This is a genomic window from Streptomyces sp. XD-27 (genome assembly GCF_030553055.1).
In the GTDB taxonomy this organism is placed as follows: Bacteria; Actinomycetota; Actinomycetes; order Streptomycetales; family Streptomycetaceae; genus Streptomyces.
Genome location: NZ_CP130713.1, coordinates 3,836,396 through 3,860,427, shown reverse-complemented (window position 1 = coordinate 3,860,427; position 24,032 = coordinate 3,836,396). Strand labels below are relative to the sequence as shown.

Below are 24,032 nucleotides of genomic sequence, written 5' to 3'. Positions count from 1 at the left end.
GGTGGTTCCGGGGGAAGCGGCGAGGACGGTGGGGCTGGCGGCGACGGGGCTGTCATCATCGACGTGGAGCCAATTCCCGAACCTTGAAACCGGGGCGTCCGCAGAACCCACCGCCACTGGGTCACCAGCGAATGCGTGGTGAAAAGGCAGCAGATGTACGGGTGTTGAACCGTCTCAGGTTCGGCCGGAGCCCCGACCGAATCCGAAACGTGCTGGTGCTGCGACCGGGAGCGTTTGCCGGGTTCGTGGTCAAGCCGTTGTATCCGGTGCACTGTTGGGTGTCACCGCGTGCCCGGCCGGATGTTCGCGTTCAAGCGGAAGAAGTTTGCGGGGTCGTACGTGTTCTTGAGGGACACCAGCCGCTCGTAGTTCCCGCCGTAGGCCGCCCGCACGCGCTCCTCGCCCTCTTCTCCCAGGTTGTTCGCATACTCGGCTTCCAGGGAGAAGGGGCTCATGATGTCCCACCACCGCTGGACCCACTGCCTCTGTGTCTGGAGTTCCCCGGGGCCGGTCCAGATGGACGCGGCGAAGTTGTCGTACTGCGCGTTCCGGGGCGGAAGGCCGTGGCGGATGGGTCGACGCGGCTGACGGCACCACCGTATTGCTGGAAGACGATGAGGGACCTGGGGGACGGGACGCGGGCGAAGTGGTCCACCGTGGCCTCCACGGCGTCGTCGGCGATCCGCTCCAGGAAATGGGACTTCCAGTAGTAGCGGAGGCCGGTGGGGAAGAAGGCGTCGGCCGCGGCCTGTAGTTCCGTGTACGCGACCGGGCCGATCTCGTCGACCAGCGGCGGGCCGAACCGCCGGAGTGGCTGCAGTACGCGCTCGCCTTCCTCCACCGACCCGACGTAACACACGGAGATGGCGAGCATCGGGTCGCCATCGGGCGAAGTCAGGAAGATCGCGTCGGCCGACAGCTCGTCGGGAGCCGACAGGGAGTACTCGCCGTAGAACCTCAAGGCGGCCTTCGCCTTCCCCAGGGGGTGGACGACGACGCCTCCGAGCACTTCGGGGCCCACGCGGTGGAGCTGGAACTCGAAGGAGGTCGTGACCCCGAAGTTGGCTCCGGCGCCCCGCAGACCCCAGAAGAGGTCGGCGTTGTCGGACCCGTCTGCCCTCACCATCCGGCCGTCGGCGGTGACGACCTCCGCGGCCCGCAGATTGTCGCAGGCCAGGCCGTACCTCCGGGCCAGCCGGCCGACGCCGCCGCCCAGAGTGAGCCCGGCGACGCCCGTGTGCGTCACGACGCCCGCCGTCGTGGCCAGGCCCGATGCCTGCGTGGCTCGGTCCAGTTCCTTGAGGGTCGCACCTCCCTCGACTCGGGCGGTGCAGCGCTCCGGATCGACCGCGACACCTCGCATGGGCGAGAGGTCGATCATCAGGCCGCCAGTGCACACCGCTTTGCCCGCGATGTTGTGCCCGCCTCCTCGTACGGACACCAGCAGGTCGTGCTCGCGTGCGAAGGTGACCGCCTGAACGACGTCGGCTGCTCCGGAGCAGCGGGCGATCAGTGCGGGCCGGTGGTCGATCAGGCCGTTCCAGACTGCGCGCGCCTGGTCGTATGCCTGATCATCCGGGCGGAGCAGCTCGCCGCGCAGCTCCGCACCCAAGCGCTCGGCAGCCGATTCGTCCAGGAGTACCAGGTCGCCGGTTCGCGATTTCACCTGCAGGGACGCCATCGCGCCTCCCCGGAGTCTCTCGGGGCTCTGTGTCGGATGCTACGCCGCCGCCCGTCCGACCGCAGTGTGGAGCTGTGGGCCTGGTCCCGCCGCAACAAACAAGGCCCAGGTCGCTGACCTGGGCCTTCGCTATGGAGCGGGTGACGAGAATCGAACTCGCGCTCTGAGCTTGGGAATCACCCAGCACTTGAGCGCTCAGACGGCCTCTGGCCTGCGGAAAAGACCACCAGCTGCAGGGCTCACAACCATCTTCCCGTGCCTGCTGTTGACCGCTGTTCACCGTCCCTACTGGCACGTTGTGGCACGGCTCGTGTCTGTCTTCGGTCGCCGGGAACCTCAGCCTGGTCTTGTGAACGCGGCGCAGCGGCAACGATCGAGACGGAACATGGAGCCGCTCGTGCTCGCCAGGTGGTCCGGCCGCGCAGGTGGCCCAGTCAGCTCGCATGGAATTGGCCCCTGTGATGGGGCAATTGCGCAGTACCGTAGGCGCAATGACAACACGATCTACGTCGGCCGACCAGCCCACGTCCGTAGCCTTGGCCGAGGCGCCGATGCGTCAGGCCCGTAACTCCGCCGCCTTGTGGACCGCGACCGGCCGATGCCGGGGGCATGAGGTCATCCGGCGCCGCGGATTCGTCGCGGTCGACGGCGACGTGCGCGCCGGCCTGCGGATCCTGATCCAAGAGCCGGTCCTCGACCCGCGCGAACTGACCGAGTTGAGCGAGCTGGTACGCCGAGCCGCAGGCCCGGTGAACGCCGAGGATCCGTTCAGCTCGACCGACCTGAGCCACCTGGGCATGCGCAGCTGGCAGATGCCGGTCATGCTGCGCCCGCCCGGGCCCGTCGGCGAACCGATGCTGGACGTGATCCGGGTACGGCGGCCCGAGGACCTCCAGGCGGCCGAGCGGATCGTGATCGAGGGCTTCGAGCTGGCCGGATTCAAGCCCTACCGCCCCGGCGAGCTGTTCCCGACGGCGCTGATCGAGCAGCCGGGCGTGGACGTGTTCGTCGCCACGCACGACGGCGTGCCCGCGGGAGCCGGCGTCAGCGTCGTGGACGACGGCGTCGGCGGCCATCACTGGGTCGGCACTTCGTCGGCTTTCCGGTCGCGTGGCGTGGGGCGGGCCGTCATGCTCGGCTCCCTCGCCCACCTGGCGGACCTGCCGGTCACGCTCACCGCTTCGAAGCTGGGCAGGCCGCTGTACGAGTCGCTGGGTTACACCGCCGCGGCGCCCTCGACCTGGTGGGCCTCTCAGTGACGCCACCGCGGTAAAGCCCGCCGGTTTCGAAACGACGGGCCAACGACGAAGCCCCAGGTCGCTGACCTGGGGCTTCGTCATGGAGCGGGTGACGAGAATCGAACTCGCGCTCTGAGCTTGGGAATCAACGGTGTCTGCGGGGTCAAGATGCCATTTGACCTGCGAAAACATCGCTGTGGTGTGCTATCGGTGGTGCTTCTTGGCACCTCTCTTGACCGGTGTTTACCGCTCTGGAGGGCACGGATAGGGCACGAGTGCGGATGCATCGGCCCCCCCTGGATCCTTCCGCACGGGAGGAGGCTGGCCGTTGTAGGCAGTCGGGATGCTGCTGAGCAGGGGGTTGCTGGTGCAAGCGTGCCAAGAGCGGCAGCGTCTTGTTCACACGTTCTCTCCGGTCTTCTTCGGCCAGCCGGGCTGCGACGTCGCCTCGGGCCTACGCTTGATGGGGGGAGGCCGAAGGGCGAGAAGGAGCCTCTGGTGAGCAGGGAGTACCCCTACGGCGCCAAGCAGAAGACCGAGGCGTTGATCAAGGCGCTTGAAGAGCTGACCGGGAGAGATCCTGAACAAGAGGTCCAAGGTATCGCGCTGCCTGTGCTGGATGCCGTGATCGAGGCCGTTCGCGCCGCACTACCGGATGACCCAGTGATTGCCGCCGTTCGAGGCGTCATCTCGGCGGAGCAGATTGCATCCGGCGAACCCGTGAGAGCAGCAGATGCCCTGCTGGTCGCGAGGCAGCTTGATGCGGCGATTGGGCCACGTCCGCCCCTCGTTGCCTGGGCATAGGCCGCTCGCCGCTCCGACGGCACGGTCTGACTTCGGAGTGTCACTCCGACTGGCGTTCCGGGCCTCCGAAGTCCGGACTCGTGTAGTCGGGGCTGGTGAAGCTCGGGCGAGGGGCCGGAGCGCGACCGGGGCTGTCGTCGGGGGTGGTGAAGCCTGGGCGGTTGTAGCCGAGGTGCGGTAGGCGGCTGGTGGGAGCGGACGAGGTGTTCCAGCGCGGAGGAGCCGAGGCGGGGTCGACGAGGGCTTCCCGCAGGAAGGGCTTGATGCCGCGTTCCAACACTGCTTCCCGCCAGGCATCTCTGGCCCGTGCCACTTCCTCTCTCAGTGCGTGGTTGTCCGCGGCCTCCCCGGGGGCTGGCCGGGGCTACGCACAGCGGTGACCAGCAGGAGGACCGCGCAGACGACGATCGTGACCATAGCCACGGCTCCGGCGAGCCACCCGGCGTTGATCAAGGCTCGGGCGAGAGCCGGCTCGGCTTCGAACGTCTTGAGGATGAGTCCAATGAGGAAGAAGAGCGCGGCGGCGGTTCCGGAGAGGGTGGGGGCGAGCACGGCGAAGACGGCGAGTCCACCGGCTCCGGCGGCCTCGGTCGTCTCCGCAGCCGGTGTCTTGCTCCTGGCCGTGCGCGTGCGAGCGGGCATGCGGACGGCCGCGGGCTGCTCGGACGGTCGCGGTGATCGCAACCCGGCCGCTCTCGCCGCCGTCGGCACCTCGGGGCGTACGTGCAGGCCGAGCAGCGCTGCCCGCAGGCGGCGGCTATAGGACATCCCGGCCCAGCGGCGCGAAGCGATTCCGTCGCTGATGCGGCGGCCGCCCGGTTGCCCGGCGCCCAGGACAGCTGCGCCCAACCGATGGCCCAGACCTCCTGGGGCGTGGTGGCGGGTGGCCGCTGCGCGGCTGCCGGAGCGGTGGAAGGCAGACGAGGCAGGGGCGGCGGTCACCGAGCCCATCGACGAGTACGCGGACGCCGAACCACGGAGTTCTTCGCGGACCCGTACGTAGTGCTGGTACTCGGCCGCCGCGGCCGCCGTGATGACGGCGGTGGCATTCAGCGCAAGGGTGCGCAGTTGCTCCGGGCTGAGCAGTTGGCCCTCGGCGGCCAGTTCCGGGCGGTGGGCGGCGCGCAATGCCTCGTCCAGCATCTGCTCGTACTCCCGGCGGTCTTCGCTCAGCAGGTGCTGTGGAGAACTGATCACAGCCCCTCCTCCCCGATCGCCGGCCCATGCCGCCATCGTGGCGCGCCTCGACTGTCGAAGCCAGATCCCCTTCCGTCGGCCGGGTCCGGGGGCAGGGAGCGTCCCCGGGGCTCGTGGGATCCGGGGGCTGGGTTCGGTCCGCCGGGAGCTCGCCGGGTGCGGGCTCCGGCGTGCGAACGTCCGCGACCCCTGCAGGTGGCGTGGACGCAGGCATCGCCCTCCTGGTGGACGGCGGCCACTCGGCAAGGGCGGCGGGAGGCACCAGGTCCGCGGGGGACTGCGAGCGCGCGGGCGGGGACTCCGTTCGGGGCGGAGGAGCAGACGGCGCTACGGCGTCTGCGGCGCCCGGGGCCTCTACCGCACCGGAGCCGTCCGCGCCCCCCACGCCCACGGCCCTGGCATCCGGAGGCGCGCCGGCCTCCGCGGCCGCAGCCTCCACCGCACCAGCCGACTGCCGGTCGCCCGTCATCACCTCGTTCACCGTCTGAATGCGGCCGAGTTGGGTGAGCAGCATAGGTGCCGATATGCCGACGACGAGGGCGGCGTACTCACCGCTGATCTGTCCCGTGGTGCCGAACAGCACCGCGGCCCCGGCGCCCATAGCGCTGTGCACGACGGCCGCGACGATGTCGACGGCGGGGTCGAAGTACGCCTGGAACCGGAGGGCTTCCCCCTGTACCGTTCCTGCCGCGCTCAGCCGATGGGCGCGGCGATCGGCCTGCCAGGACACGAACCGGGTGTACAGGTCCAGGGCCCCACGCAGCAGACCACCCGCCGCCCCCAACAGGATCAACGTCGGGACGTCCACGGTCTCCCCCGGGTGACGGCGCTGACGCCTGGCTGTGAGCTTCCGGACACCGGACGAGCGTAGAGCCCCACGCAAGCCGTAGGGAAGGGCCCGAGCCGGCATGCGATGCGGTCAACCACCCGTCCTCTCCGCATCCTTGTGAGGAGGGGAGAGCGCGGGTTCCTCCCGCGTTCAGCCTTCGAAGCCCGTCGCTGCAGTCGCCCCCTCTGGCTGATCAGCCCTTGGCGATGGGCCAGCGCGCCGATCGGCTTCGGATGCCGACGGCGATTCTTGCGGCCAGGAAGACGAGACCGATCCGGTCGGCTGGGGCCTGGCAGCGGCGCATGCCGCCCGGGTGCGAAGCGCACCTTCGCCTGGCTCCATGGCTTCAGACGGCCTCCACGTCCGCGGGGAACGCCGCACATGCTCAGCCACCCGAAGATCCCATCTCTTAGGCCGCACGCCGGTGGACTCGCTACAACTCGTCCAGTCCTGTCAGGACCTGCCTGAGCAGCACGGGGCTGACCTCTAGCCCATGGGGCCGTGATGCGCTGTCTCGGGCGCCGGAAGCTGCTGATGGCTGGGTGGGGACCTCCGCCCAGACGACCTTCCCGCCACGTGTCTGCGAGGGGTAGTAGCCCCAGCGGCTGGCCATGATTTCGGTTAGGAGCAATCCCCGCCCGCCCGTGGCGCTGCTGTTTGCCTTTCTGCGCATTGGTGGGCGGGGGGCGCCATCGGTAACGAAGACGAACACGCTGGAACTGGTCAGGTGGAGCCTGAAGGAGATCGTTCCGGTGCCAGAGGGCGTATGCGAGGGGATGGCTGTCGTTGCCCCGGGCCTGGCATGCCGGATGGCGTTGGTTGTGAGCTCGGAGACGAGGAGCCGCACCGTCTCGATGGTGTCGCTCGTCAGCCTCCATCGCTGCAGCACGTCGACTGTGTGCCGTCGTGCCCACGAGACCGCGTTCGGCGTAATGGCGAGAGTGAGATCGCTGAAGGGCTGGTGTCCCTGGCTCACGGGACCGGCGCTGCGGTGTGTTGCCCGGTGCTTCGGTCCGTTACGAGGCGACCGTCCAGCTCGCCCTGATAGGCAGTCTCTGTAAACCCCGTCGGACACCGTCTCGCCGTCCATCATCTGCGGGTGCCCTGACCTGGTCGCCGACGTGGGCAGCATGATGTGCAGCATGGATCAGGGGGATGCAGCCGTCTGGGCTGCTGCGCTGGGGATCGCCGGAACGCTGACGGGGGCTCTTGGGGGTGCGCTCGTCCAAGGCTGGGCAATCCGGCGGCAGGTACGGGATCAAGAAGCCGTTGATGTCAGGCATCGGTTGCGGGAAGAGCGACAAGCTGCATTCGCGGCCGTTCTCGACCAGTGCGGCGAAGTCGAGGCTACCTTCGGCCCGATCGTCGCCGCTCGCGCTCGGCCGGACTGGGACGAGGATGCCGACCACCAGGAACTGTGGGCTCCCACCAACGCCGCCCTGGACGCACTTCAGCGATCTGTCACGACGGTGACTATCACCGGCCCGGACCGCATGGCCGACTTGGCCTCCACCATCCACGAAGAGGCCCTGGCAAAGGCAAACACAATGCGCCTTCCCGCAGCGGATTTCGCTCAGCGTCTACGCATGTTCGTTGAGCGCAGTCAGGCCCTGGAAACGGCACAGCACGGCTTCATCCGGGAAGCCAGGGCTGAGCTCGACGCGCCGGTGCGGTAGCGCGGCGCATGAGCGAAGCCCAACAACGCTTTGATCAACATTTCAAACGCTGCCTAGCTCCGACACCAGCCCCAAAGTAGCTGTGCGTGAGCGCCGACGCTGATGCGGCGCAGGACCTGCTGTCCATGCTCCGCGCTGGTCCCGGCGCGCGGATGCTCGCCTGGACCAGCGCGGGCGGGGTGGTCACTCCCGGAACAACTGCACCGTGGTGAGCATGATGTCCTGGTTCGGGCGGTCGCGGGTGGTGGCCACGTTGGCGATACAGGCGACGACGTCCTGGCCGCGCACGATCCGGCCGAAGACGGAGTGTTTCCCGTTCAGATGCGGGGTCGGTCCGTCGGTGATGAACCACTGGGATCCGTTGCTGTTCGGCCCGCTGTTGGCCATCGACAAGACGCCTGATCCGTCGTGACGAAGCTCGGGGTGAAACTCGTCGGTGAACTTGTAACCCGGCCCACCGGTGCCCCACCGCAGGGCCTGGTCGGTATGGCGGGAGAGGGGATCACCGCACTGGATCATGAAACCAGGGATGACGCGGTGGAACCGTACCCCGTCGTAGAGGGGCGTGCCCTTCATGGAGGCCCCGGTGGCAGGGTCTTTCCAGTCGATCCTGCCGGTGGCCAGCCCGACGAAGTTCTTCACGGTCTTCGGAGCGCGCTCTTCTTCGAGACGTACCACGATCTCGCCGAGCGAGGTGCTCAGGCGGGCGAAGAGCGCGCCGCTGCCTGGGACATCGATCTCTGGAAAGTCCACAGGGGTTCCCTTCCCTTCGTGAGGTGTCCATCGAAGTATGGCGAGGCCAGCGGCGCGGGGAGGGACAACATGCAGGTTGAGCCGCGAAACAGCGTTCGCCTGCTCGTGTTGGTGACGACCATGGCCGGCCTGCTGTTGTCCCGTCGCATCGAAGGTTGAGCAGTCTCACTGAACGTTGAGCGCCGGTGAGGCTCGTCCACGGCACCCAAAGTTATGGTGTGCATACGGAATGTGATACTGCGTGGGCGACCAGGAAGGACGAGGCAATGGCTGATGCGGCGTCGACGGGAAATGTCTACTTCGTTAGAGCTAGCGAGGAGGTCAAGACACTGTCGTACACGCCCAGCAACGAGAACATGCTTGAGCTCTATGGCCTGTTCAAGCAGGGCATTCTCGGCGACAACGAGACGGACGCGCCGGGAGTGTTCAGCCTCACCGCCAAAGCGAAGTGGAACGCGTGGAAGGAGAAGGCGGGCATGTCACAGGTGGAAGCACAGGCGCAGTACATCGCACTCGTCGAGAAGCTCAAGGCTGCCCAATAGCGTTGCCTAGCGCTCAACGTTCAGTGAGACTGCTCAACCTTCGATGCGACGGGACAGCAGGACGCGTAGAGCTGCACGGATCAATGTGCATGAACAAGGGCCACCGACGGAATTGACTGACCTGCAGGAACGTGGCTTCCGCCAGGCGTCGATCCCGCGCAGCTGTGTCCGCGATCCCGGGTGATGACCGCTAACGGGAGCCAGCTGCGGTGCGAGCGCAGGCAGAGCCGTGATGCCCGGCCGACCGTCGACCGCGTTTCGTCACCTGGGCAGGCCCATTCCGTCGGTGGCACCCTTCTCCCACGTGGGCACGAGACGGCTTCGACACCTCACCGCGAGCGGGAATCGGATCGCCACGACCGGAGTTGGTGAGGGAAGTTAGCCGTTTCAGGAGGGGTCATGCGAGCGATTCAGGTTTCCGAAGTGGGCGGTCCCGAGGTGCTGCGACTGGTCGACATTGATCAACCGATGCCGGGCCCGGGCCAGGCGGTCGTGGAGGTCGCCGCGTCCGGCGTCAACTTCCTCGACGTATACCACCGCCAGGGCCGGTACACCCTCCCGCTGCCCTTCACCCCGGGCACTGAGGGCGCGGGCACGGTCCTCGAGGTTGGACCCGGCGTCACCCACGTCGCTGTGGGAGACCGGGTCGGCTGGGTGGAGATTCCCGGCACCTATGCAGAGCAGGCCGTCGTGGACTCCTCCCGGCTCGTGCCCCTGCCCGACGGCGTCGACTTCGAGGCCGCCGCCGCCGTGCTGCTGCAGGGCATGACGGCGCACTACCTCGTCAAGGACGCCTACCCGGTCCAGCCAGGCGACACGGTGCTCGTGCACGCTGCTGCCGGCGGCATGGGGCTTGTGCTGACCCAGCTCATCACCCATCTCGGCGGCAGAGTGATCGGCACAACCTCGACACCGGAGAAGGCCCAGCTGGCGCGGCGCGCCGGGGCCGCCGAGGTGATCCTCTACTCTGCAGTGGACGATCTCGCGGCCGAGGTGAAGCGGCTCCATGGCGGCCAGGGCCTGCCTGTCGTCTTCGACGGCGTCGGCAGGGACACCTTCGATGCGAGCCTCGCCAGCCTGCGAACCCGCGGCCACCTGGTGCTCTTCGGCGCCGCGAGTGGTGCAGTGCCGCCCTTCGACCCCATCCGGCTCGCCCAGGGCGGTTCGCTGACCCTGATCCGGCCAAGCCTCGGGCACTTCATCGCCGATCGGTCCGAGCTGCTCCGGCGCGCCGCCGACGTGCTTGAATTGGTGCGCACCAAGGCGCTTGAGACCACCGTGACGGCCCGCTACCCGCTCGCCGAGGTCGCCCAAGCTCACCGCGATCTGGAGGCTCGGCGTACCACCGGCAAGCTACTCGTCATCCCCTAGGGCAACCGACGGAATTGACTGACCTGCAGGAACGTGGCTTCCGCCAGGCGTCGATCCCGCGCAGCTGTGTCCGCGATCCCGGGTGATGACCGCTAACGGGAGCCAGCTGCGGTGCGAGCGCAGGCAGAGCCGTGATGCCCGGCCGACCGTCGACCGCGTTTCGTCACACACGATCCGCAGCCTCCCACCGCCCGACCCGCCCGGACAGTCCGCTGTCAAGCACAGTGGACCCGGGCGGCCGGATCAAGCCGGCCCGGCCTGTCGGCAAACGATCGTTTGACGACACGGAGGCGTCGTGTCCAATGAACCCGTGCAATCCGGGGGTTCGAGGCGGTGCTGTCCCGTCGCATCGAAGGTTGAGCAGTCTCACTGAACGTTGAGCGCTAGGCAACGCTATTGGGCAGCCTTGAGCTTCTCGACGAGTGCGATGTACTGCGCCTGTGCTTCCACCTGTGACATGCCCGCCTTCTCCTTCCACGCGTTCCACTTCGCTTTGGCGGTGAGGCTGAACACTCCCGGCGCGTCCGTCTCGTTGTCGCCGAGAATGCCCTGCTTGAACAGGCCATAGAGCTCAAGCATGTTCTCGTTGCTGGGCGTGTACGACAGTGTCTTGACCTCCTCGCTAGCTCTAACGAAGTAGACATTTCCCGTCGACGCCGCATCAGCCATTGCCTCGTCCTTCCTGGTCGCCCACGCAGTATCACATTCCGTATGCACACCATAACTTTGGGTGCCGTGGACGAGCCTCACCGGCGCTCAACGTTCAGTGAGACTGCTCAACCTTCGATGCGACGGGACAGCTGTCCACGGTCGCCGTGATCGTCCTGGCGCTGACCGGGGCCAACCGACGGAATGCGTTGAGCTGGCGTCATACGGCGCTGCACGGTTGATCGTTCCCGGGCGCCTCAAGATCACTTCCCGCTGTGCTGGTCAGCGCGTGTCGCTCTGCCTGGCTGACCAGCGCCTTCCGCGGCTGCGCCGTCCACTCGGCTCCTTGTTGCTGCTGGCTCTGGCGGCTGGCCGCCGCGCAGCCGCACTTGGCAGCGTTGTCTTTCGGTCGAATCACCTTGATCCCCGCGCCCCGACCAGTCGCTCCGTCAGATCGTCCGAAGGGCGACGAGCTGGTCGAACTCGTGCGACAGCGAGGACCGAGCGCGTGCGGGCCGGGGCTGGTCAGGTGAATGACGGGCCCGTGGTGTGCCCGTTCATAGCGGATGGGCAGGCATACGGGCATGGGTTCCTGCAAGGAAAGGATTGAGCTGTGCGCCGTGCTCTGATCGTCGTCGATGTGCAGAAGGACTTCTGCGAGGGCGGCAGTATTCCGGTGAAGGGCGGCGCGGACAGGGCCGTCGCCATCGCCGACCTGGTGCGGCGCGCCGACGGGGGTTACGCGTATATCGTCGCCACCCGTGACCACCACGTCGACCCGGGGGCCCACTTCTCCGAGCACCCCGACTTCGAGAACTCCTTCCCCGCGCACTGCGTCGTCGGCGGTGAGGGAGGCGAATTCCATCCGGACTTCGCGCCTGCCGTCGCTTCCGGGGCCGTCGACGAGGTCTTCTACAAGGGTGCCTACTCCGCCTCGAAGAGCGGTTTCGAGGGCTCGGCCCAGGACGGCACGTCCCTGGCCGACTGGCTGCGTGCCCGCGACGTCAGCGATCTCGACGTCGTCGGCATCGCCACCGACCACTGCGTGAAGGCCACCGCGCTGGACGGCGTACGAGCGGGCTTCGCGGTACGGGTCCTGCTCGACTACACCGCCGGCGTTGCCGCCGACACCACCAGCACCGCGATCAGCGAGCTACGCCGCGCAGGTGTGGCGCTGAACGGCGAGCCAGTCGTCCTCGCCTGAAGCAGGTGCCGTCGCTGGTAGGGCAGCCTGTCAGGAGGGCCCGCAACTGTTGGCGGGGGCCAGGACGCCGACCAGTCCGGTGCACAGGTTTCCGCCGGTGGCGATGTTGGCCAGGCCGTTTTGGCTCTGCACGTTGGACCTCCAATTCCAGCTCCAGTCACCTGATGCCGGCACCCCCGCCATCCCCAGGGAACCTTGCACGGACCCTTGCGCAGAACCGTACACATTGGGGCCGAAGGGGTCATCGGCGCTGGCAGGTGTAGCGAGCACAGCGACAAGTGCGGCGGCTCCGAGTGTTGCGGCGGCACTGCGGCGCATACGGGTTTCCCTTCGTTCACGCGATGCGTGCTCCGATTTCGGAGCCTTGCCAGGCTCGCAGCGATGTCACCCAGGCCACCACGTGATCATGTGCTGATCACTCGAATGAGTGGGGGCGGCCACTGTGAGGCGTTGAGACGCCCGTACGGACCCTGACCTGCCTGCTGGTCCGTCTCGGCGAGCCGTGTCGGGAACCGGCCACCAGTCCGGTTGCCCCGGTCGAGGCCGCTGTCCGGCGCGTACTCCTCTCAGGCGGGTTTGCGGGCTTCGATCAGGAAGCGTGTGGTGTGCGCGACGAAGGGGCCGTCGGCCTGGATGTGGTCGTGCAGATGCCTGAGCCTGTCTTGGTACTGGTCGACGGTGAACCCCGGGACCATCCAGATCACCTTCCGCAGGAAGTAGATCACCGCGCCGATGTCGAAGAACTCGGTGCGCAGGGATTCCGAGCGCAGGTCGACGACCTCCAGGCCGGCGGCCTCGGCGGTGGCGCGGGCGTCGTCGGGATGGCGCTTGCGTCGTACCTCGGGCGGCTGCGGTCCCAGGAAGTACTCGACGAGTTCGAAGACGCTGGCCGGGCCGACCTGCTGGGAGAAGTAGGTGCCGCCGGGTTGCAGGACCCGGGCGATCTCCTCCCACCAGGTGTTGACGGGGTGGCGGCTGACCACCAGGTCGAAGGCTTCGTCGGCGAACGGGAGGGGCGGCTCGTCCTCGTCGGCGACGACCGCCACTCCGCGTGGATGCAGCAGTCTGGTCGCCTCGGCGAGGTTCGGCGGCCAGGATTCCGTGGCCACTGTCAGGGCCGGGAGTTTCGGAACCCCGGCGAGGACCTCGCCGCCGCCGGTCTGGATGTCCAGCGCCGCGCGGGCACGTGCCATCCGCTCTCCCATCGAGCGCTGGTAGCCCCACGAGGGGCGCTCCTCACTGGCCCGCCCGTCGAGCCAGGAGAAGTCCCAGCCCTCCACCGATACAGCGTCGGCCTCGGCCACCAGTTCCTCGAATGCGCGCGACATGGCTTGATCGTCGCAGCTCAGCCCATGGATGGGCCATCGCATACCTCGTACACCGTGGCTGTGTCGCGGATCGGCCATCGGTCCGCCGACCAGAGGCGCCCAGTACCAGCGCCATGTCGAGAGGCGCGGCCGCCGAAGGGCTCAGGTGCGCAAACGCATCAGCACTAGCCGGGGACACCGGCACCGTGTCGACGTGGTCCAGCGCCGGAGGCGTCAACTGTGCAGGCTCCCGCCCGAAGGCCCCGGTCGTCGGCAAGGTGCCGCCGCCCACGAACCGTTCCACCAACCGAATCCGTCGGCACGCACAACACCTCATTCACGCCTGCGACATTGGCAGCGTGAATGCCGCCCAACATGCGGTGTGTGTGTCGACTGCGCGGGCTCAGAGGGGCTTCGCACCCGTGCACATGCACCACCCCCACCCCGAGAGTGGCGCAGGTCATGCAAAATGCGTCTCGCGATTCGAGACAACTCGATGGCGCGCCTCTGGATCGGGGCTTGCGCTGCCCCATTCGGCGCGGTAATCGGTCCCTTATGGCACGCGAATGGCACGCGCCCCGTAAATGGTCTAGATAACCAACAAGGCCCAGGTCTCTGACCTGGGCCTTCGCTATGGAGCGGGTGACGAGAATCGAACTCGCGCTCTGAGCTTGGGAAGCTCATGTTCTACCATTAAACTACACCCGCGAAGCGGGGCGCTGATCTCTCAGTGCCGCATCGTCGCACACTGTACCCCATTCCTGACCCCAGCCGCATCGGCCCGGGGTCTTCGTGCTGTTGAGGGGGGTGAGGGAGGGGTGTCGACGGTGGTGATGCGGGTGGCGATGTGACTGCGGGCGGGTCGGGTTGGGCGTACGGTGGGGGGTCGGAGTGCCGCGTGGAACAGCGGCCTGTTCATCCCCTAATGTGGCTTTTGTCTTTCACGTTCTCGGGGAAGGGACTCGATGGAGCGCACCGTCGTCCGTTGTGCCGAAGGGCACGTGTTCAGCACCGCTTCGTTCCCGATGCAGAACCTCGGCGCCGATCGGATCGGGCCCGGGCGGCTGCTGCGTTGTCCGCAGTGCGCGCGGTTGCGCCATGCGGTGCCGGTGCAGCTTCAGAAGCGATAGATCGAAGCGGTAGATCGAAAGCGGTGGCCGCGTAGATCATCGGGGCGCGGTGAAGCGGTGGGAATCGCGCGGGACGCGGTGTCCGCGTTGGGGCGGGCCCGCGGTGTCCGCGTCGTTTGCGTATCCTCGTCCCGTGCTTCTCTCTGACAAGGACATCCGCGCCCAGATCGACGCCGGGCGGGTGCGGATCGATCCGTACGACCCGGACATGGTTCAGCCGTCGAGCATCGATGTGCGGCTCGACCGCTTCTTCCGGGTGTTCGAGAACCACCGCTATCCGCACATCGACCCCGCCGTCGAGCAGGCCGACCTGACGCGGCTGGTCGAGCCGGAGGGCGATGAGCCGTTCATCCTGCACCCCGGGGAGTTCGTGCTCGCCTCGACCTACGAGGTCATCACCCTGCCCGACGACATCGCCTCCCGGCTGGAGGGCAAGTCCAGCCTGGGGCGGCTGGGGCTGCTGACGCACTCGACCGCCGGGTTCATCGACCCGGGGTTCTCCGGGCACGTCACCCTGGAGCTGTCGAACGTCGCGACGCTGCCCATCAAGCTGTGGCCGGGGATGAAGATCGGGCAGCTGTGCATGTTCCAGCTGACCTCGCCCGCCGAGCACCCCTACGGCTCCACGCGGTACGGCTCCCGGTACCAGGGGCAGCGTGGCCCCACGCCCTCGCGCTCGTTTCTGAAATTCCACCGGACGCAGGTGTGACTGGCATGAGTGACGTACGAGAGAACCTCACCTACGAGCGCTTCGGCGGCGCCATCCGCGAGCTGGCGCAGACGATCGCCGACGACGGGTTCGAGCCCGACATCGTGCTGTCCATCGCGCGGGGCGGTGTCTTCGTCGCCGGCGGGCTGGCCTACGCGCTGGACTGCAAGAACATCCACCTGGTGAACGTGGAGTTCTACACGGGCGTGGGGACGACCCTGGAGATGCCCGTCATGCTGGCGCCCGTCCCGAATGCGATCGACTTCTCCGACAAGAAGGTCCTGATCGCCGACGACGTCGCCGACACCGGCAAGACGCTCAAGCTCGTCCACGACTTCTGCGTCGGCACCGTCGCCGACGTACGCAGCGCCGTGATCTACGAGAAGTCGCACTCCCTCGTGAAGTGCGAGTACGTGTGGAAGCGGACCGACGACTGGATCAACTTCCCGTGGAGCGTCGAGCCCCCCGTCGTCCGGCGCCCGGGGCAGATCCTCGACGCCTGAGGGGCAGCGGCGCCTAAGGGCAGCGGCAGCGAGCACAAACGCATAACGCGAAAGGACCCCGGCTTCCCGCCGGGGTCCTTTCGCGTTCGGCTGCGTTCGCCCGCTACAGCGTGCCCAGCTTGAGCAGGCTCAGCAGCCCTATCAGCTGGATCGACGACGCCCCCAGCGCCTTCGGCCACGGCAGGTCGTGCGACTTGCTCACCATCGAGGTGAACAGCGCACCCGCCGCCACCCACGTCGCCCAGCCCAGCGCCTGCACGAACAGGCTGTCGCCGCCCAGGAACATCGCGAACAGCAGTCGCGGCGCGTCCGTGACCGACATGATCAGCATCGACAGGCCGATCGTCGGCGCCCACATGCCGTCGCCGCCGAGCTGGCGGGCCAGGGTGTGGGTGACCGCGCCCAGCACGAGGCCGCCGAGCACCATCGCCACACCGGTGCAGGCCATCGCCGGGATGCTGTTCGACATCGACGCGTTCAGCACGTCCTCGCGGGCCTTGTCGAAGCCGAAGACCGCGAGCAGGCCGTAGACGAACGTGACGATCAGCGCCGGACCCCACATCGCGTGGTCCCGCATCCGCCAGAAGGTGTCCGCCGGGCGCAGCACGATGCCGCGCAGCAGGTCCTTCCAGTGCAGGCGGGGGCCGGGCGGCGGGCCCGCGGGCCCGCCCGTGCCGTAGTCGTCGCCGTACGGGTCGGGGGCGTATCCCGGGCCCGGGTCCTGGCGGCCGTACGGGTCGTAGTCGGGCGCCTCGCCCAGGCTGAACTGCTGGGTCTGTCCGGGGTCACCGCCGGGGTGGCCGCCGGGGGCGCCGTGCGCGCGGTACGGGTCGTGGCCGTCGCGGTACGGGTCCTGGCCGTCCTGGCCGTCGAAGTACTCCGGCCCGTCGTCCTGCGGCGACCACTGCGGCTGTCCGCCGTACGGAGGCCGCGGTCCGCCCTGCTGCCGACCGTACGGAGCCTGACCGCCGCGCGGGGCCTGGGGTGCGCCGCCGTACGGGGCCTGACCGCCGCCGCCGTACGGAGCGCCGCCGCGCGGGGCCTGCGGTCCGCCGTACGGAGCGCCGGGCGGGGTCTGCTGCCCGTACGGCGCTCGCGGTGGTTGCTGCCCGGGGTAGTGCCCCGGCTGGCCCTGCGGCCCCTGTTGCGTGGAGCGGGAGTCCCGTCCACGTCCCATCCTGAATCCAGCCACGATTCGAACGTACCTGGTCGCCGGGTCCGCTATGCCGGGCCTGCGGTAACAGGCCCGGCATTGCGGCCGAGCTGTGACATCCCTTAGGGGAACCCTGGGGGGTTCGCACCAACCGTTGTGCCGACTACCGGTGGTGCCGGCTACCGGTGGTGCCGGGTGGTGTCAGCCCGAGATGACGCTGCCGAACTGCGGGTAGCCCGCCGTGCTCACGCCGACCGCTGACGGTGCGTAAGAGCGCGCTCCGGCCGTGACGATCCGCGTGCCGTCCGAACGGAGCGCGACGACCGCGCCGTTGCCGTCGTTCTCGCCGTTCGCACCGATCGTCAGATCCGCCTTGCCGTCACCGGTGACGTCGGAGAGGAAGACCTCCCCGCCGAAGTGGTCGTAACCCTCGTTGGAGCCCGGCACGCCCTCGGTGTCCTGCTGGAAGTACTGCACGCCGGTGGTGGTGTCCAGGCCGCCGGTCGAGCCGTAGACGACGGTGACGGCGCCGGTCTCGGTGGCGCTCCCGAGGTCCTCGGCGGGGGCGCCGATGGCCAGGTCCTGGATGGAGTCGCCGTTGACGTCCCCGAGCGTGACCTCCCAGCCGAAGGAGTCGCCCGTCTCCGAGCTGCCGGGGATGGCGCCGGAGTCCTGGGTGATGGCGGCGGTGTCGCCGGACGGGCCGCTCGCCGAGCCGTACCGGACGGTCACCTTGCCGCCCTTCGTGGTGCCGGGCACGGTGTCGTCCCAGTGCAGGCCGGTGACCAGGTCGCCGTAGCCGTCGCCGTTGACGTCGCCGATGGCGGTGATGACGCCGGCGGGCAGCTTCATCGCGTCGCCCGAGCCGAGGCCGGAGGCGGTGCCGGGCAGGTAGTAGTTGGCGTTGTAGAGGTACTCGCCGGAGTTGGTGCCCTCGACGCCGTTGACCACGAGGTCCGTCCTGCCGTCGGCGTTCACGTCACCGGGGGTGAGGCTGATCGCGCCCGCGTCGCCGCCGCCGAGGATCGGCGTGCTGACGGCCGCCTTGGAGCCCGCCGTACCGGACTTGGCGATGCCGCCCTTGAAGAGGCGGAGGGTGGCGGAGGAGTCGCCGACGACCAGGTCGGTCTTCGCGTCGCCGTCGAAGTCGCCCGCGGCGACGGCCGTGCCGAAGCGGTCGTGGTCGTGCGGCGCCGGGTCGGCGATGGTGGTGCCGCCGGACAGGCCGGTGGCCGAGCCCCAGATGATCTCGGTGGTGCCGCCGTCGGTGTCGCCGGCGACGTCCTCGCCGGGCGCGCCGACGGCGAGGTCGGCGTAGCCGTCGCCGTTGAAGTCGCCGGCGTGGGTGGTGGCGCCGAAGGAGTCGCCCTTCTCGGCGGTGCCGGGGACGCCCGCCGAGTTCTGGGTGATGGTGGCGCGGCGGGTGGCCCCGGCGCCGTCCTGCGACCCGTACAGGATCGTGATCTGCCCGGCCTGGGCCTGTCCGGCGACGCTCGCGTACGGGGAGGAGACCGCGAGGTCGCGGAATCCGTCGTGGTCGAAGTCGCCCTGGACGCCGGTCGGGGCGGCGGCGGCCTGGCCCGCGACGGCCGTGAGCAGCCCGCCGGTGAGGGCGGCCACGGCGGCGGCAGCGAGGGCGATGCGGTGGTGCTTGTGCACGCGGAGTTCTCCTGCGGCATGCGGGGATGCGTGGGGGACATCCACAGTTGACGGGGGTGCCGGAGCGCCGCGGTTCGCCGGGGGTTCAGGCCGGGTAGGGCGGCGGTCGGCGAAGAGGAGACCCATGGTGATGGCCGAAGGTTGTATGTCGGTGGCTGGATTTCGCCCCTGGGTGCGAGAAGGGCGGTTTACGTGGCGCTGAGCCGCCCTGCTGTACGGTCCGGGTGGGGAACTTCGGGCATGAAGCTGCCGAGATCGCCGATCCTGTTGTGATCCGGGGTACTTCGCCGCCAGGATCGGATGTCCGGTACGACATCGTTGAACGGGGGAACGTCATGGTCGAGCGGGACCGCCCACACGAACCTGGCCGCATGGCGCGACGGGACGCGGCCGCGGCGTAGCGGGATGTTAGACGGACGCGTGCGCCCGGGCCGTCGGCGCCCCCGCACACAGATGAGCCGAGGCCACGGACCTGAAGTGCGACGCCGCGTGCGGACCGTCGCGGGCCAGGTCTTCGTCCTCCAGGTGTCGGTCGTCCTGCTGGTCGTCGTCGCCGCCGTCGTCGCCCTCGTACTCCAGTCGCGGCACGACAGCACGCAGGAGGCCCGGCACCGCTCCCTCGCCGTCGCCGCCACCTTCGCGCGCTCCCCGGGGCTGGTCGACGCGCTGCACGGCACCGACCCGACCGCCGCTCTGCAGGGGCGCGCCGAGGCGGCGCGCGAGGCGTCCGGTGTCGACTTCGTCGTCGTCATGTCGCCGAAGGGCATCCGCTGGACCCACCCGAACCCCGAACACATCGGCCGGCGCTTCATGGGCACGATCGAGCCCGCCGAGCACGGCCGGACGGTCGTGGAGACCTTCACCGGCACCCTCGGCCCCTCCGTACGGGCCGTCGTCCCGGTCACCGACGAGCGCGGCACGGTCGTCGGCCTGGTCGCCGCCGGGATCACCGTCGAGCGGGTCGGCGACGTGGTCGACCGCCAGCTGCCGCTGGTGATCGGCGCCGCGGTCGCCGCGCTCGCGCTGGCCACCGCCGGGACCGCGCTGGTCAGCAGGCGGCTGCGGCGGCAGACCCACGGCCTGGACCCGGGCGAGATGACGCGGATGTACGAGCACCACGACGCGGTGCTCCACTCCGTGCGCGAAGGGGTGCTGATCGTCGACGGCGACGGCCGGCTGGTGCTCGCCAACGACGAGGCGCGCCGGCTGCTGGACCTGCCGCCGGACGCCGAGGGGCGGCGGGTGGCCGAGCTGGGCCTGGCCCCGTACTCCGCCGCGCTGCTGGTCTCGGGGCGCGCCACCACCGACGAGGTGCACGTCGCGGGGGACCGGCTGCTGTCGGTCAGCCACCGGCCCACCGACCGGCACGGCGGCCCGCCCGGCAGCGTCGCCACCCTGCGCGACACCACCGAGCTCCAGCAGCTGTCCGACTCCGTCGACCTGGCCCGCAAGCGGCTCAAGACCCTCTACGACGCGAGCGTGCGGATCGGCACCGGGCTCGATGTGGCGCGCACGGCCGAGGAGCTGGCCGCGTACGCGGTGCGGCGCGTCGCCGACTACGTCACCGTCGACCTGTCCGACGCCGTGCTGCATGGCGAGGAGCCGGAGGAGCGGGCGGCGCTGCGCCGTACGGCCGTGTGCGGTGTGCGCGACGACGCCCCGCTCTTCCCGCTCGGCAAGCTGATCGACTTCGTACCGACCACCCCGCAGGGCTGGAGCTACGACAACGGCACGGCGGCCATCGAGCCCGATCTGGCCGCGTATGGCGGGTGGCAGTCGCAGGACCCCGGCAAGGCCCGCGAGATCGTCGCGTTCGGCATCCACTCGATGATCGCCGTGCCGCTCCGCGCGCGTGGTGTGGTGCTGGGCGTGGCGAGCTTCTGGCGGTCCCAGAAGCCGGACCCGTTCGACGACGAGGACCTGTCGCTGGCCGAGGAACTGGTGGCGCGCGCGGCGGTCAGCATCGACAACGCCCGCCGCTACACGCGCGAGCACACCATGGCGGTGACGCTCCAGCGCAGCCTGCTGCCCCGGGTGCTGCCCCAGCAGAGCGCGCTCGACGTCGCCTACCGCTATCTGCCCGCCCAGTCGGGCGTCGGCGGCGACTGGTTCGACGTCATTCCGCTGCCGGGCGCGCGGGTGGCCCTCGTCGTCGGGGACGTCGTCGGCCACGGCCTGCACGCCGCCGCGACCATGGGCCGGCTCCGCACCGCCGTGCACAACTTCTCCGCCCTCGACATGCCGCCGGACGAACTGCTGTCCCATCTGGACGAGCTGATCGCCCGGATCGACCGGGAGGACGCGGAGCAGGAGGGCTCCGCCAAGGCGGTCACCGGTGCGACCTGCCTGTACGCGATCTACGACCCGGTGTCCCGGCGCTGCACGATGGCGCGGGCCGGGCATCTGCCGCCCGCGCTGGTGCACCCGGACGGGAAGGTGGAGTTCGTGGACCTGCCCAGCGGGCCGCCGCTGGGCCTCGGCGGGCTGCCCTTCGAGACGGCCGAGTTCGAACTGCCCGAGGGCAGCAGCCTGGTGCTGTACACCGACGGGCTCGTCGAGAAGCGCGACCGGGACATCGACGAGGGCCTGGAGCTGCTGCGCGCGTCCCTGGCGGAGCCGGATGCCGCGGCCTCGGCGGGGGCGGTGGGGACCGCGCACTCGGCGGGGGCCGCGGAGTCGGCGGAGCCGGTGGGTCGCGACCCGGAGGAGACGTGCCAGGCGGTGCTCGGCGAGCTGCTCCCCGACCGGCCCGGCGACGACGTCGCTCTGATCGTGGCCCGTACGCGGGCGCTTCCGGCCGAGCGGATCGCCCAGTGGCAGGTGGCGTCGGATCCGGCGGAGGTCGCGGCCATGCGGGCGGCGGTGGCCGGCACCCTCGCCGGGTGGGGGCTGGCGGAGCTCGCGTTCACCACCGGGCTGATCCTCAGCGAGCTGATCACCAACGCCATCCGGCACGCGGCGGGTCCGATCCGGGTACGGCTGCTGTACGACCGGACCCTGATCTGCGAGGTGTCGGACGCCGGCAGCACCTCGCCGCATCTGCGGTACGCGGCGACCACGGATGAGGGCGGGCGAGGGCTGTTCCTGGTCTCGCAGTACGCGGAGCGATGGGGCACCCGGTACACGCCGGAAGGCAAGATCATCTGGGCGGAGCAGCCGCTGCCGGGCGCCAAGCACGCGTACGCGTAAGGGGCGGACGTAAGGGCCTACGCGTAAGGGGCTGGTGCCCATGGCACCAGCCCCTTACCTACAGCCCAACAGGCGTTACTTCACCGGTTCGGGCGCCGGCTCCTCCGCCGTCTCTCCGTCGCCCTCCGGCTCCACCGGGGTCTTCACCGACTCCAGCAGCAGCTGCGCGACGTCCACGACCTGGATCGACTCCTTGGCCTTGCCGTCGCCCGCGGCGGAGCCGCTATTAGATGCTGTCTTGGCGTTGACCGAGTCGGTCAGCATGACGAGGCAGAACGGGCACGCAGTCGAAATGATGTCCGGATTCAACGACAGCGCCTCATCAACACGCTCGTTGTTGATGCGCTTGCCGATCCGCTCCTCCATCCACATCCGCGCACCGCCCGCGCCGCAGCAGAAGCCCCGCTCCTTGTGGCGGTGCATCTCCTCGTTCCGCAGGCCCGGCACCTTGGCGATGATCTCGCGCGGCGGCGTGTAGACCTTGTTGTGGCGGCCCAGGTAGCACGGGTCGTGGTAGGTGATGAGCCCCTCGACCGGGGTCACCGGGATCAGCTTGCCCTCGTCGATGAGGTGCTGGAGCAGCTGGGTGTGGTGGATGACCTCGTACTCGCCGCCCAGCTGCGGGTACTCGTTGGCGATCGTGTTGAAGCAGTGCGGGCAGGTCGCGACGATCTTCTTCTTCGACTTCTCGACCGTGACGCCCTCGTCGGCATCCTCACCGAACGCCATGTTCAGCATCTCGACGTTCTGCTGGCCGAGCTGCTGGAAGAGGAACTCGTTGCCCAGGCGGCGGGCCGAGTCACCGGTGCACGCCTCGTCGCCGCCCATGATCGCGAACTTCACGCCCGCCATGTGCAGCAGCTCCGCGAAGGCCTTGGTGGTCTTCTTGGCCCGGTCCTCCAGGGCCCCGGCGCAGCCGACCCAGTACAGGTAGTCGACCTCGGTGAGGTCCTCGATGTCCTTGCCGACGACCGGGACCTCGAAGTCGACCTCCTTGGTCCACGCCAGGCGCTGCTTCTTGGCCAGGCCCCAGGGGTTGCCCTTCTTCTCCAGGTTCTTGAGCATCGTGCCCGCCTCGGACGGGAAGGAGCTCTCGATCATCACCTGGTAGCGGCGCATGTCGACGATGTGGTCGACGTGCTCGATGTCGACCGGGCACTGCTCGACGCAGGCGCCGCAGGTGGTGCAGGACCACAGCACGTCCGGGTCGATGACGCCGTTCTCTTCGAGGGTGCCGATCAGCGGCCGCTCGGCCTCGGCCAGCGCCGCGGCGGGCACGTCGGCGAGCTGCTCCTCGGTCGCCTTCTCCGTGCCCTCCATGTCCTTGCCGCCGCCGGCGAGCAGGTACGGGGCCTTGGCGTGCGCGTGGTCGCGCAGCGCCATGATCAGCAGCTTCGGCGACAGCGGCTTGCCGGTGTTCCAGGCCGGGCACTGCGACTGGCAGCGGCCGCACTCGGTGCAGGTGGAGAAGTCGAGCAGGCCCTTCCAGGAGAACTCCTCGATCTTCGACACACCGAAGACGTCGTCCTCGCCCGGGTCCTCGAAGTCGATCGGCTTGCCGCCGGAGGTCATCGGCTGGAGCGCGCCGAGCGCCACGTCGCCGCTGGACTCGCGCTTGAACCAGATGTTCGGGAAGCCGAGGAAGCGGTGCCAGGCGACACCCATGTCGGTCCTGAGGGAGACCGTGATCATCCAGATGAAGGACGTCGCGATCTTGATCATCGCGAAGAGGTAGGTGAGGTTCTGGAGCGTGCTGACGCTCAGTCCCTTGAAGGCCGCGACCAGGGGGTACGAGGCGAAGAAGCCGGGCTCGTAGCTGTCGACGTGGTGCTGGGCGCCCTCCAGGGCGTGCAGCGTCATGATCGAGATGCCGACGATGAGGATGACGGACTCGACGAAGTACGCCTGGCCGGTGTTGGAGCCCGCGAAGCGGGACTTGCGGCCCGCCCCGCCCGGCCGGTTCAGCTGCCGGATGACGATCAGGGTCACGATGCCCACCGTCGTCATCAGGCCCATGAACTCGACGAACATCTCCCACGGCAGCCAGCCGCCGATGACCGGCAGCAGCCAGTCGGACTGGAAGAGCTGGCCGATGGCGTTGGCGATCGTCAGCAGCAGGGAGAAGAAGCCCACCGCCACGAACCAGTGCGCGATGCCGACGATGCCCCACTTGTTCATGCGGGTGTGGCCGAGGAACTCCTTGACCACCGTGATCGTGCGCTGCTTGGGGTCGTTGGTCCGGGAGCCGGCGGGGACGGGCTGGCCGAGCTGCATGAAGCGGTAGATCTGCAGGATGGCGCGGCCGAACAGCGCGACGCCGATCGCGATGAGGACCAGCGACACAATGATCGCGGCGAGTTGCATGGGTGGCTCCTCGGACCTGCGAGAGCGGTGATGATGAGTGATTACTAAGCAGTAACTTATCCGGTCTCTGCCGAG

Annotated in this window: 21 protein-coding genes and 1 tRNA gene; 10 read left to right on the top strand and 12 right to left on the bottom strand. The window is 68.9% G+C overall.

Annotation, left to right across the window (positions count from 1 at the left end):
• Window positions 1-281: 281 nt before the first annotated feature.
• Window positions 282-455: a BBE domain-containing protein gene (locus tag Q3Y56_RS16545; RefSeq protein ID WP_304462677.1), complete on the bottom strand. Its 174-nt coding sequence runs from the start codon at window positions 453-455 to the stop codon at window positions 282-284.
• Window positions 452-1,681, bottom strand: a complete 1,230-nt coding sequence (locus Q3Y56_RS16540) for an FAD-binding oxidoreductase (protein ID WP_304462676.1) — start codon at window positions 1,679-1,681, stop codon at window positions 452-454. The genes Q3Y56_RS16545 and Q3Y56_RS16540 overlap by 4 nt, the downstream gene beginning before the upstream one ends.
• 491 nt (window positions 1,682-2,172) lie before the next feature.
• On the opposite strand from Q3Y56_RS16540, the gene Q3Y56_RS16535 reads away from it, so the two are divergent.
• Both Q3Y56_RS16535 and Q3Y56_RS16530 read left to right on the top strand, forming a co-directional pair.
• A complete protein-coding gene (locus Q3Y56_RS16535) occupies window positions 2,173-2,940 on the top strand; it encodes a GNAT family N-acetyltransferase (RefSeq protein WP_304462675.1) in 768 nt (255 codons plus the stop codon).
• 477 nt (window positions 2,941-3,417) lie between these two features.
• Window positions 3,418-3,723 (top strand): hypothetical protein, encoded by a 306-nt coding sequence (locus tag Q3Y56_RS16530; protein WP_304462674.1) that lies wholly within the window; start codon window positions 3,418-3,420, stop codon window positions 3,721-3,723.
• 40 nt (window positions 3,724-3,763) lie between these two features.
• Here the strand turns inward: Q3Y56_RS16530 and Q3Y56_RS16525 are convergent, their stop codons facing one another.
• The 3 genes from Q3Y56_RS16525 to Q3Y56_RS16515 all read right to left on the bottom strand — a co-directional run bounded on the left by Q3Y56_RS16525 (window position 3,764) and on the right by Q3Y56_RS16515 (window position 6,839).
• Window positions 3,764-4,000, bottom strand: a complete 237-nt coding sequence (locus Q3Y56_RS16525) for a hypothetical protein (protein WP_304462673.1) — start codon at window positions 3,998-4,000, stop codon at window positions 3,764-3,766.
• A gap of 44 nt (window positions 4,001-4,044) precedes the next feature.
• Entirely contained in the window at window positions 4,045-4,866 is an 822-nt protein-coding gene (locus Q3Y56_RS16520; RefSeq protein WP_304465646.1) for a hypothetical protein, read from the bottom strand.
• 1,316 nt (window positions 4,867-6,182) lie between these two features.
• Window positions 6,183-6,839: an ATP-binding protein gene (locus tag Q3Y56_RS16515; RefSeq protein WP_304465645.1), complete on the bottom strand. Its 657-nt coding sequence runs from the start codon at window positions 6,837-6,839 to the stop codon at window positions 6,183-6,185.
• Window positions 6,840-6,891: 52 nt separating this feature from the next.
• On the opposite strand from Q3Y56_RS16515, the gene Q3Y56_RS16510 reads away from it, so the two are divergent.
• Complete coding sequence (locus Q3Y56_RS16510; protein WP_304462672.1) at window positions 6,892-7,425, top strand: hypothetical protein; 534 nt, start codon at window positions 6,892-6,894, stop codon at window positions 7,423-7,425.
• 183 nt (window positions 7,426-7,608) lie between these two features.
• Here the strand turns inward: Q3Y56_RS16510 and Q3Y56_RS16505 are convergent, their stop codons facing one another.
• The gene (locus tag Q3Y56_RS16505) at window positions 7,609-8,178 is read right to left on the bottom strand and encodes a peptidylprolyl isomerase (protein WP_304462671.1); all 570 of its coding nucleotides are present in this window, start codon (window positions 8,176-8,178) and stop codon (window positions 7,609-7,611) included.
• 266 nt (window positions 8,179-8,444) lie between these two features.
• Between Q3Y56_RS16505 and Q3Y56_RS16500 the strand changes: the two genes are divergently transcribed.
• Entirely contained in the window at window positions 8,445-8,720 is a 276-nt protein-coding gene (locus tag Q3Y56_RS16500; protein WP_304462670.1) for an acyl-CoA-binding protein, read from the top strand.
• Window positions 8,721-9,119: 399 nt separating this feature from the next.
• Window positions 9,120-10,091 (top strand): quinone oxidoreductase, encoded by a 972-nt coding sequence (locus Q3Y56_RS16495; protein WP_189735549.1) that lies wholly within the window; start codon window positions 9,120-9,122, stop codon window positions 10,089-10,091.
• 393 nt (window positions 10,092-10,484) lie between these two features.
• Here Q3Y56_RS16495 and Q3Y56_RS16490 read toward each other — a convergent pair whose 3' ends face one another.
• A complete protein-coding gene (locus Q3Y56_RS16490; RefSeq protein ID WP_304462670.1) occupies window positions 10,485-10,760 on the bottom strand; it encodes an acyl-CoA-binding protein in 276 nt (91 codons plus the stop codon).
• Between the two features lie 592 nt (window positions 10,761-11,352).
• Between Q3Y56_RS16490 and Q3Y56_RS16485 the strand changes: the two genes are divergently transcribed.
• Window positions 11,353-11,943: an isochorismatase family protein gene (locus Q3Y56_RS16485; protein ID WP_304462669.1), complete on the top strand. Its 591-nt coding sequence runs from the start codon at window positions 11,353-11,355 to the stop codon at window positions 11,941-11,943.
• Between the two features lie 566 nt (window positions 11,944-12,509).
• Here Q3Y56_RS16485 and Q3Y56_RS16480 read toward each other — a convergent pair.
• On the bottom strand, window positions 12,510-13,271 hold the full coding sequence (locus tag Q3Y56_RS16480; RefSeq protein WP_304462668.1) for a class I SAM-dependent methyltransferase: 762 nt from the start codon (window positions 13,269-13,271) through the stop codon (window positions 12,510-12,512).
• Window positions 13,272-13,884: 613 nt separating this feature from the next.
• Window positions 13,885-13,958, bottom strand: a tRNA-Gly gene (locus tag Q3Y56_RS16475).
• Between the two features lie 257 nt (window positions 13,959-14,215).
• Here Q3Y56_RS16475 and Q3Y56_RS16470 point away from each other — a divergent pair.
• From Q3Y56_RS16470 to Q3Y56_RS16460, 3 genes are all read left to right on the top strand, one after another.
• Window positions 14,216-14,380 (top strand): hypothetical protein, encoded by a 165-nt coding sequence (locus tag Q3Y56_RS16470; RefSeq protein ID WP_304462667.1) that lies wholly within the window; start codon window positions 14,216-14,218, stop codon window positions 14,378-14,380.
• A gap of 133 nt (window positions 14,381-14,513) precedes the next feature.
• Entirely contained in the window at window positions 14,514-15,089 is a 576-nt protein-coding gene (dcd, locus tag Q3Y56_RS16465; RefSeq protein WP_304462666.1) for a dCTP deaminase, read from the top strand.
• A gap of 5 nt (window positions 15,090-15,094) precedes the next feature.
• Complete coding sequence (locus Q3Y56_RS16460; protein WP_304462665.1) at window positions 15,095-15,592, top strand: phosphoribosyltransferase; 498 nt, start codon at window positions 15,095-15,097, stop codon at window positions 15,590-15,592.
• Between the two features lie 103 nt (window positions 15,593-15,695).
• Here the strand turns inward: Q3Y56_RS16460 and Q3Y56_RS16455 are convergent, their stop codons facing one another.
• Entirely contained in the window at window positions 15,696-16,787 is a 1,092-nt protein-coding gene (locus tag Q3Y56_RS16455) for a YIP1 family protein (RefSeq protein ID WP_304465644.1), read from the bottom strand.
• Window positions 16,788-16,946: 159 nt separating this feature from the next.
• Window positions 16,947-18,404: an FG-GAP-like repeat-containing protein gene (locus Q3Y56_RS16450; protein ID WP_304462664.1), complete on the bottom strand. Its 1,458-nt coding sequence runs from the start codon at window positions 18,402-18,404 to the stop codon at window positions 16,947-16,949.
• A 477-nt stretch (window positions 18,405-18,881) separates the two neighbouring features.
• On the opposite strand from Q3Y56_RS16450, the gene Q3Y56_RS16445 reads away from it, so the two are divergent.
• Window positions 18,882-21,593 carry a SpoIIE family protein phosphatase gene (locus tag Q3Y56_RS16445; protein ID WP_304462663.1) on the top strand — a complete coding sequence of 904 codons (2,712 nt, stop codon included), beginning with the start codon at window positions 18,882-18,884 and terminating at the stop codon, window positions 21,591-21,593.
• Window positions 21,594-21,668: 75 nt separating this feature from the next.
• On the opposite strand, the gene Q3Y56_RS16440 is transcribed toward Q3Y56_RS16445, so the two are convergent.
• Window positions 21,669-23,957, bottom strand: a complete 2,289-nt coding sequence (locus tag Q3Y56_RS16440) for a (Fe-S)-binding protein (RefSeq protein ID WP_304462662.1) — start codon at window positions 23,955-23,957, stop codon at window positions 21,669-21,671.
• Window positions 23,958-24,032 lie beyond the last annotated feature (75 nt).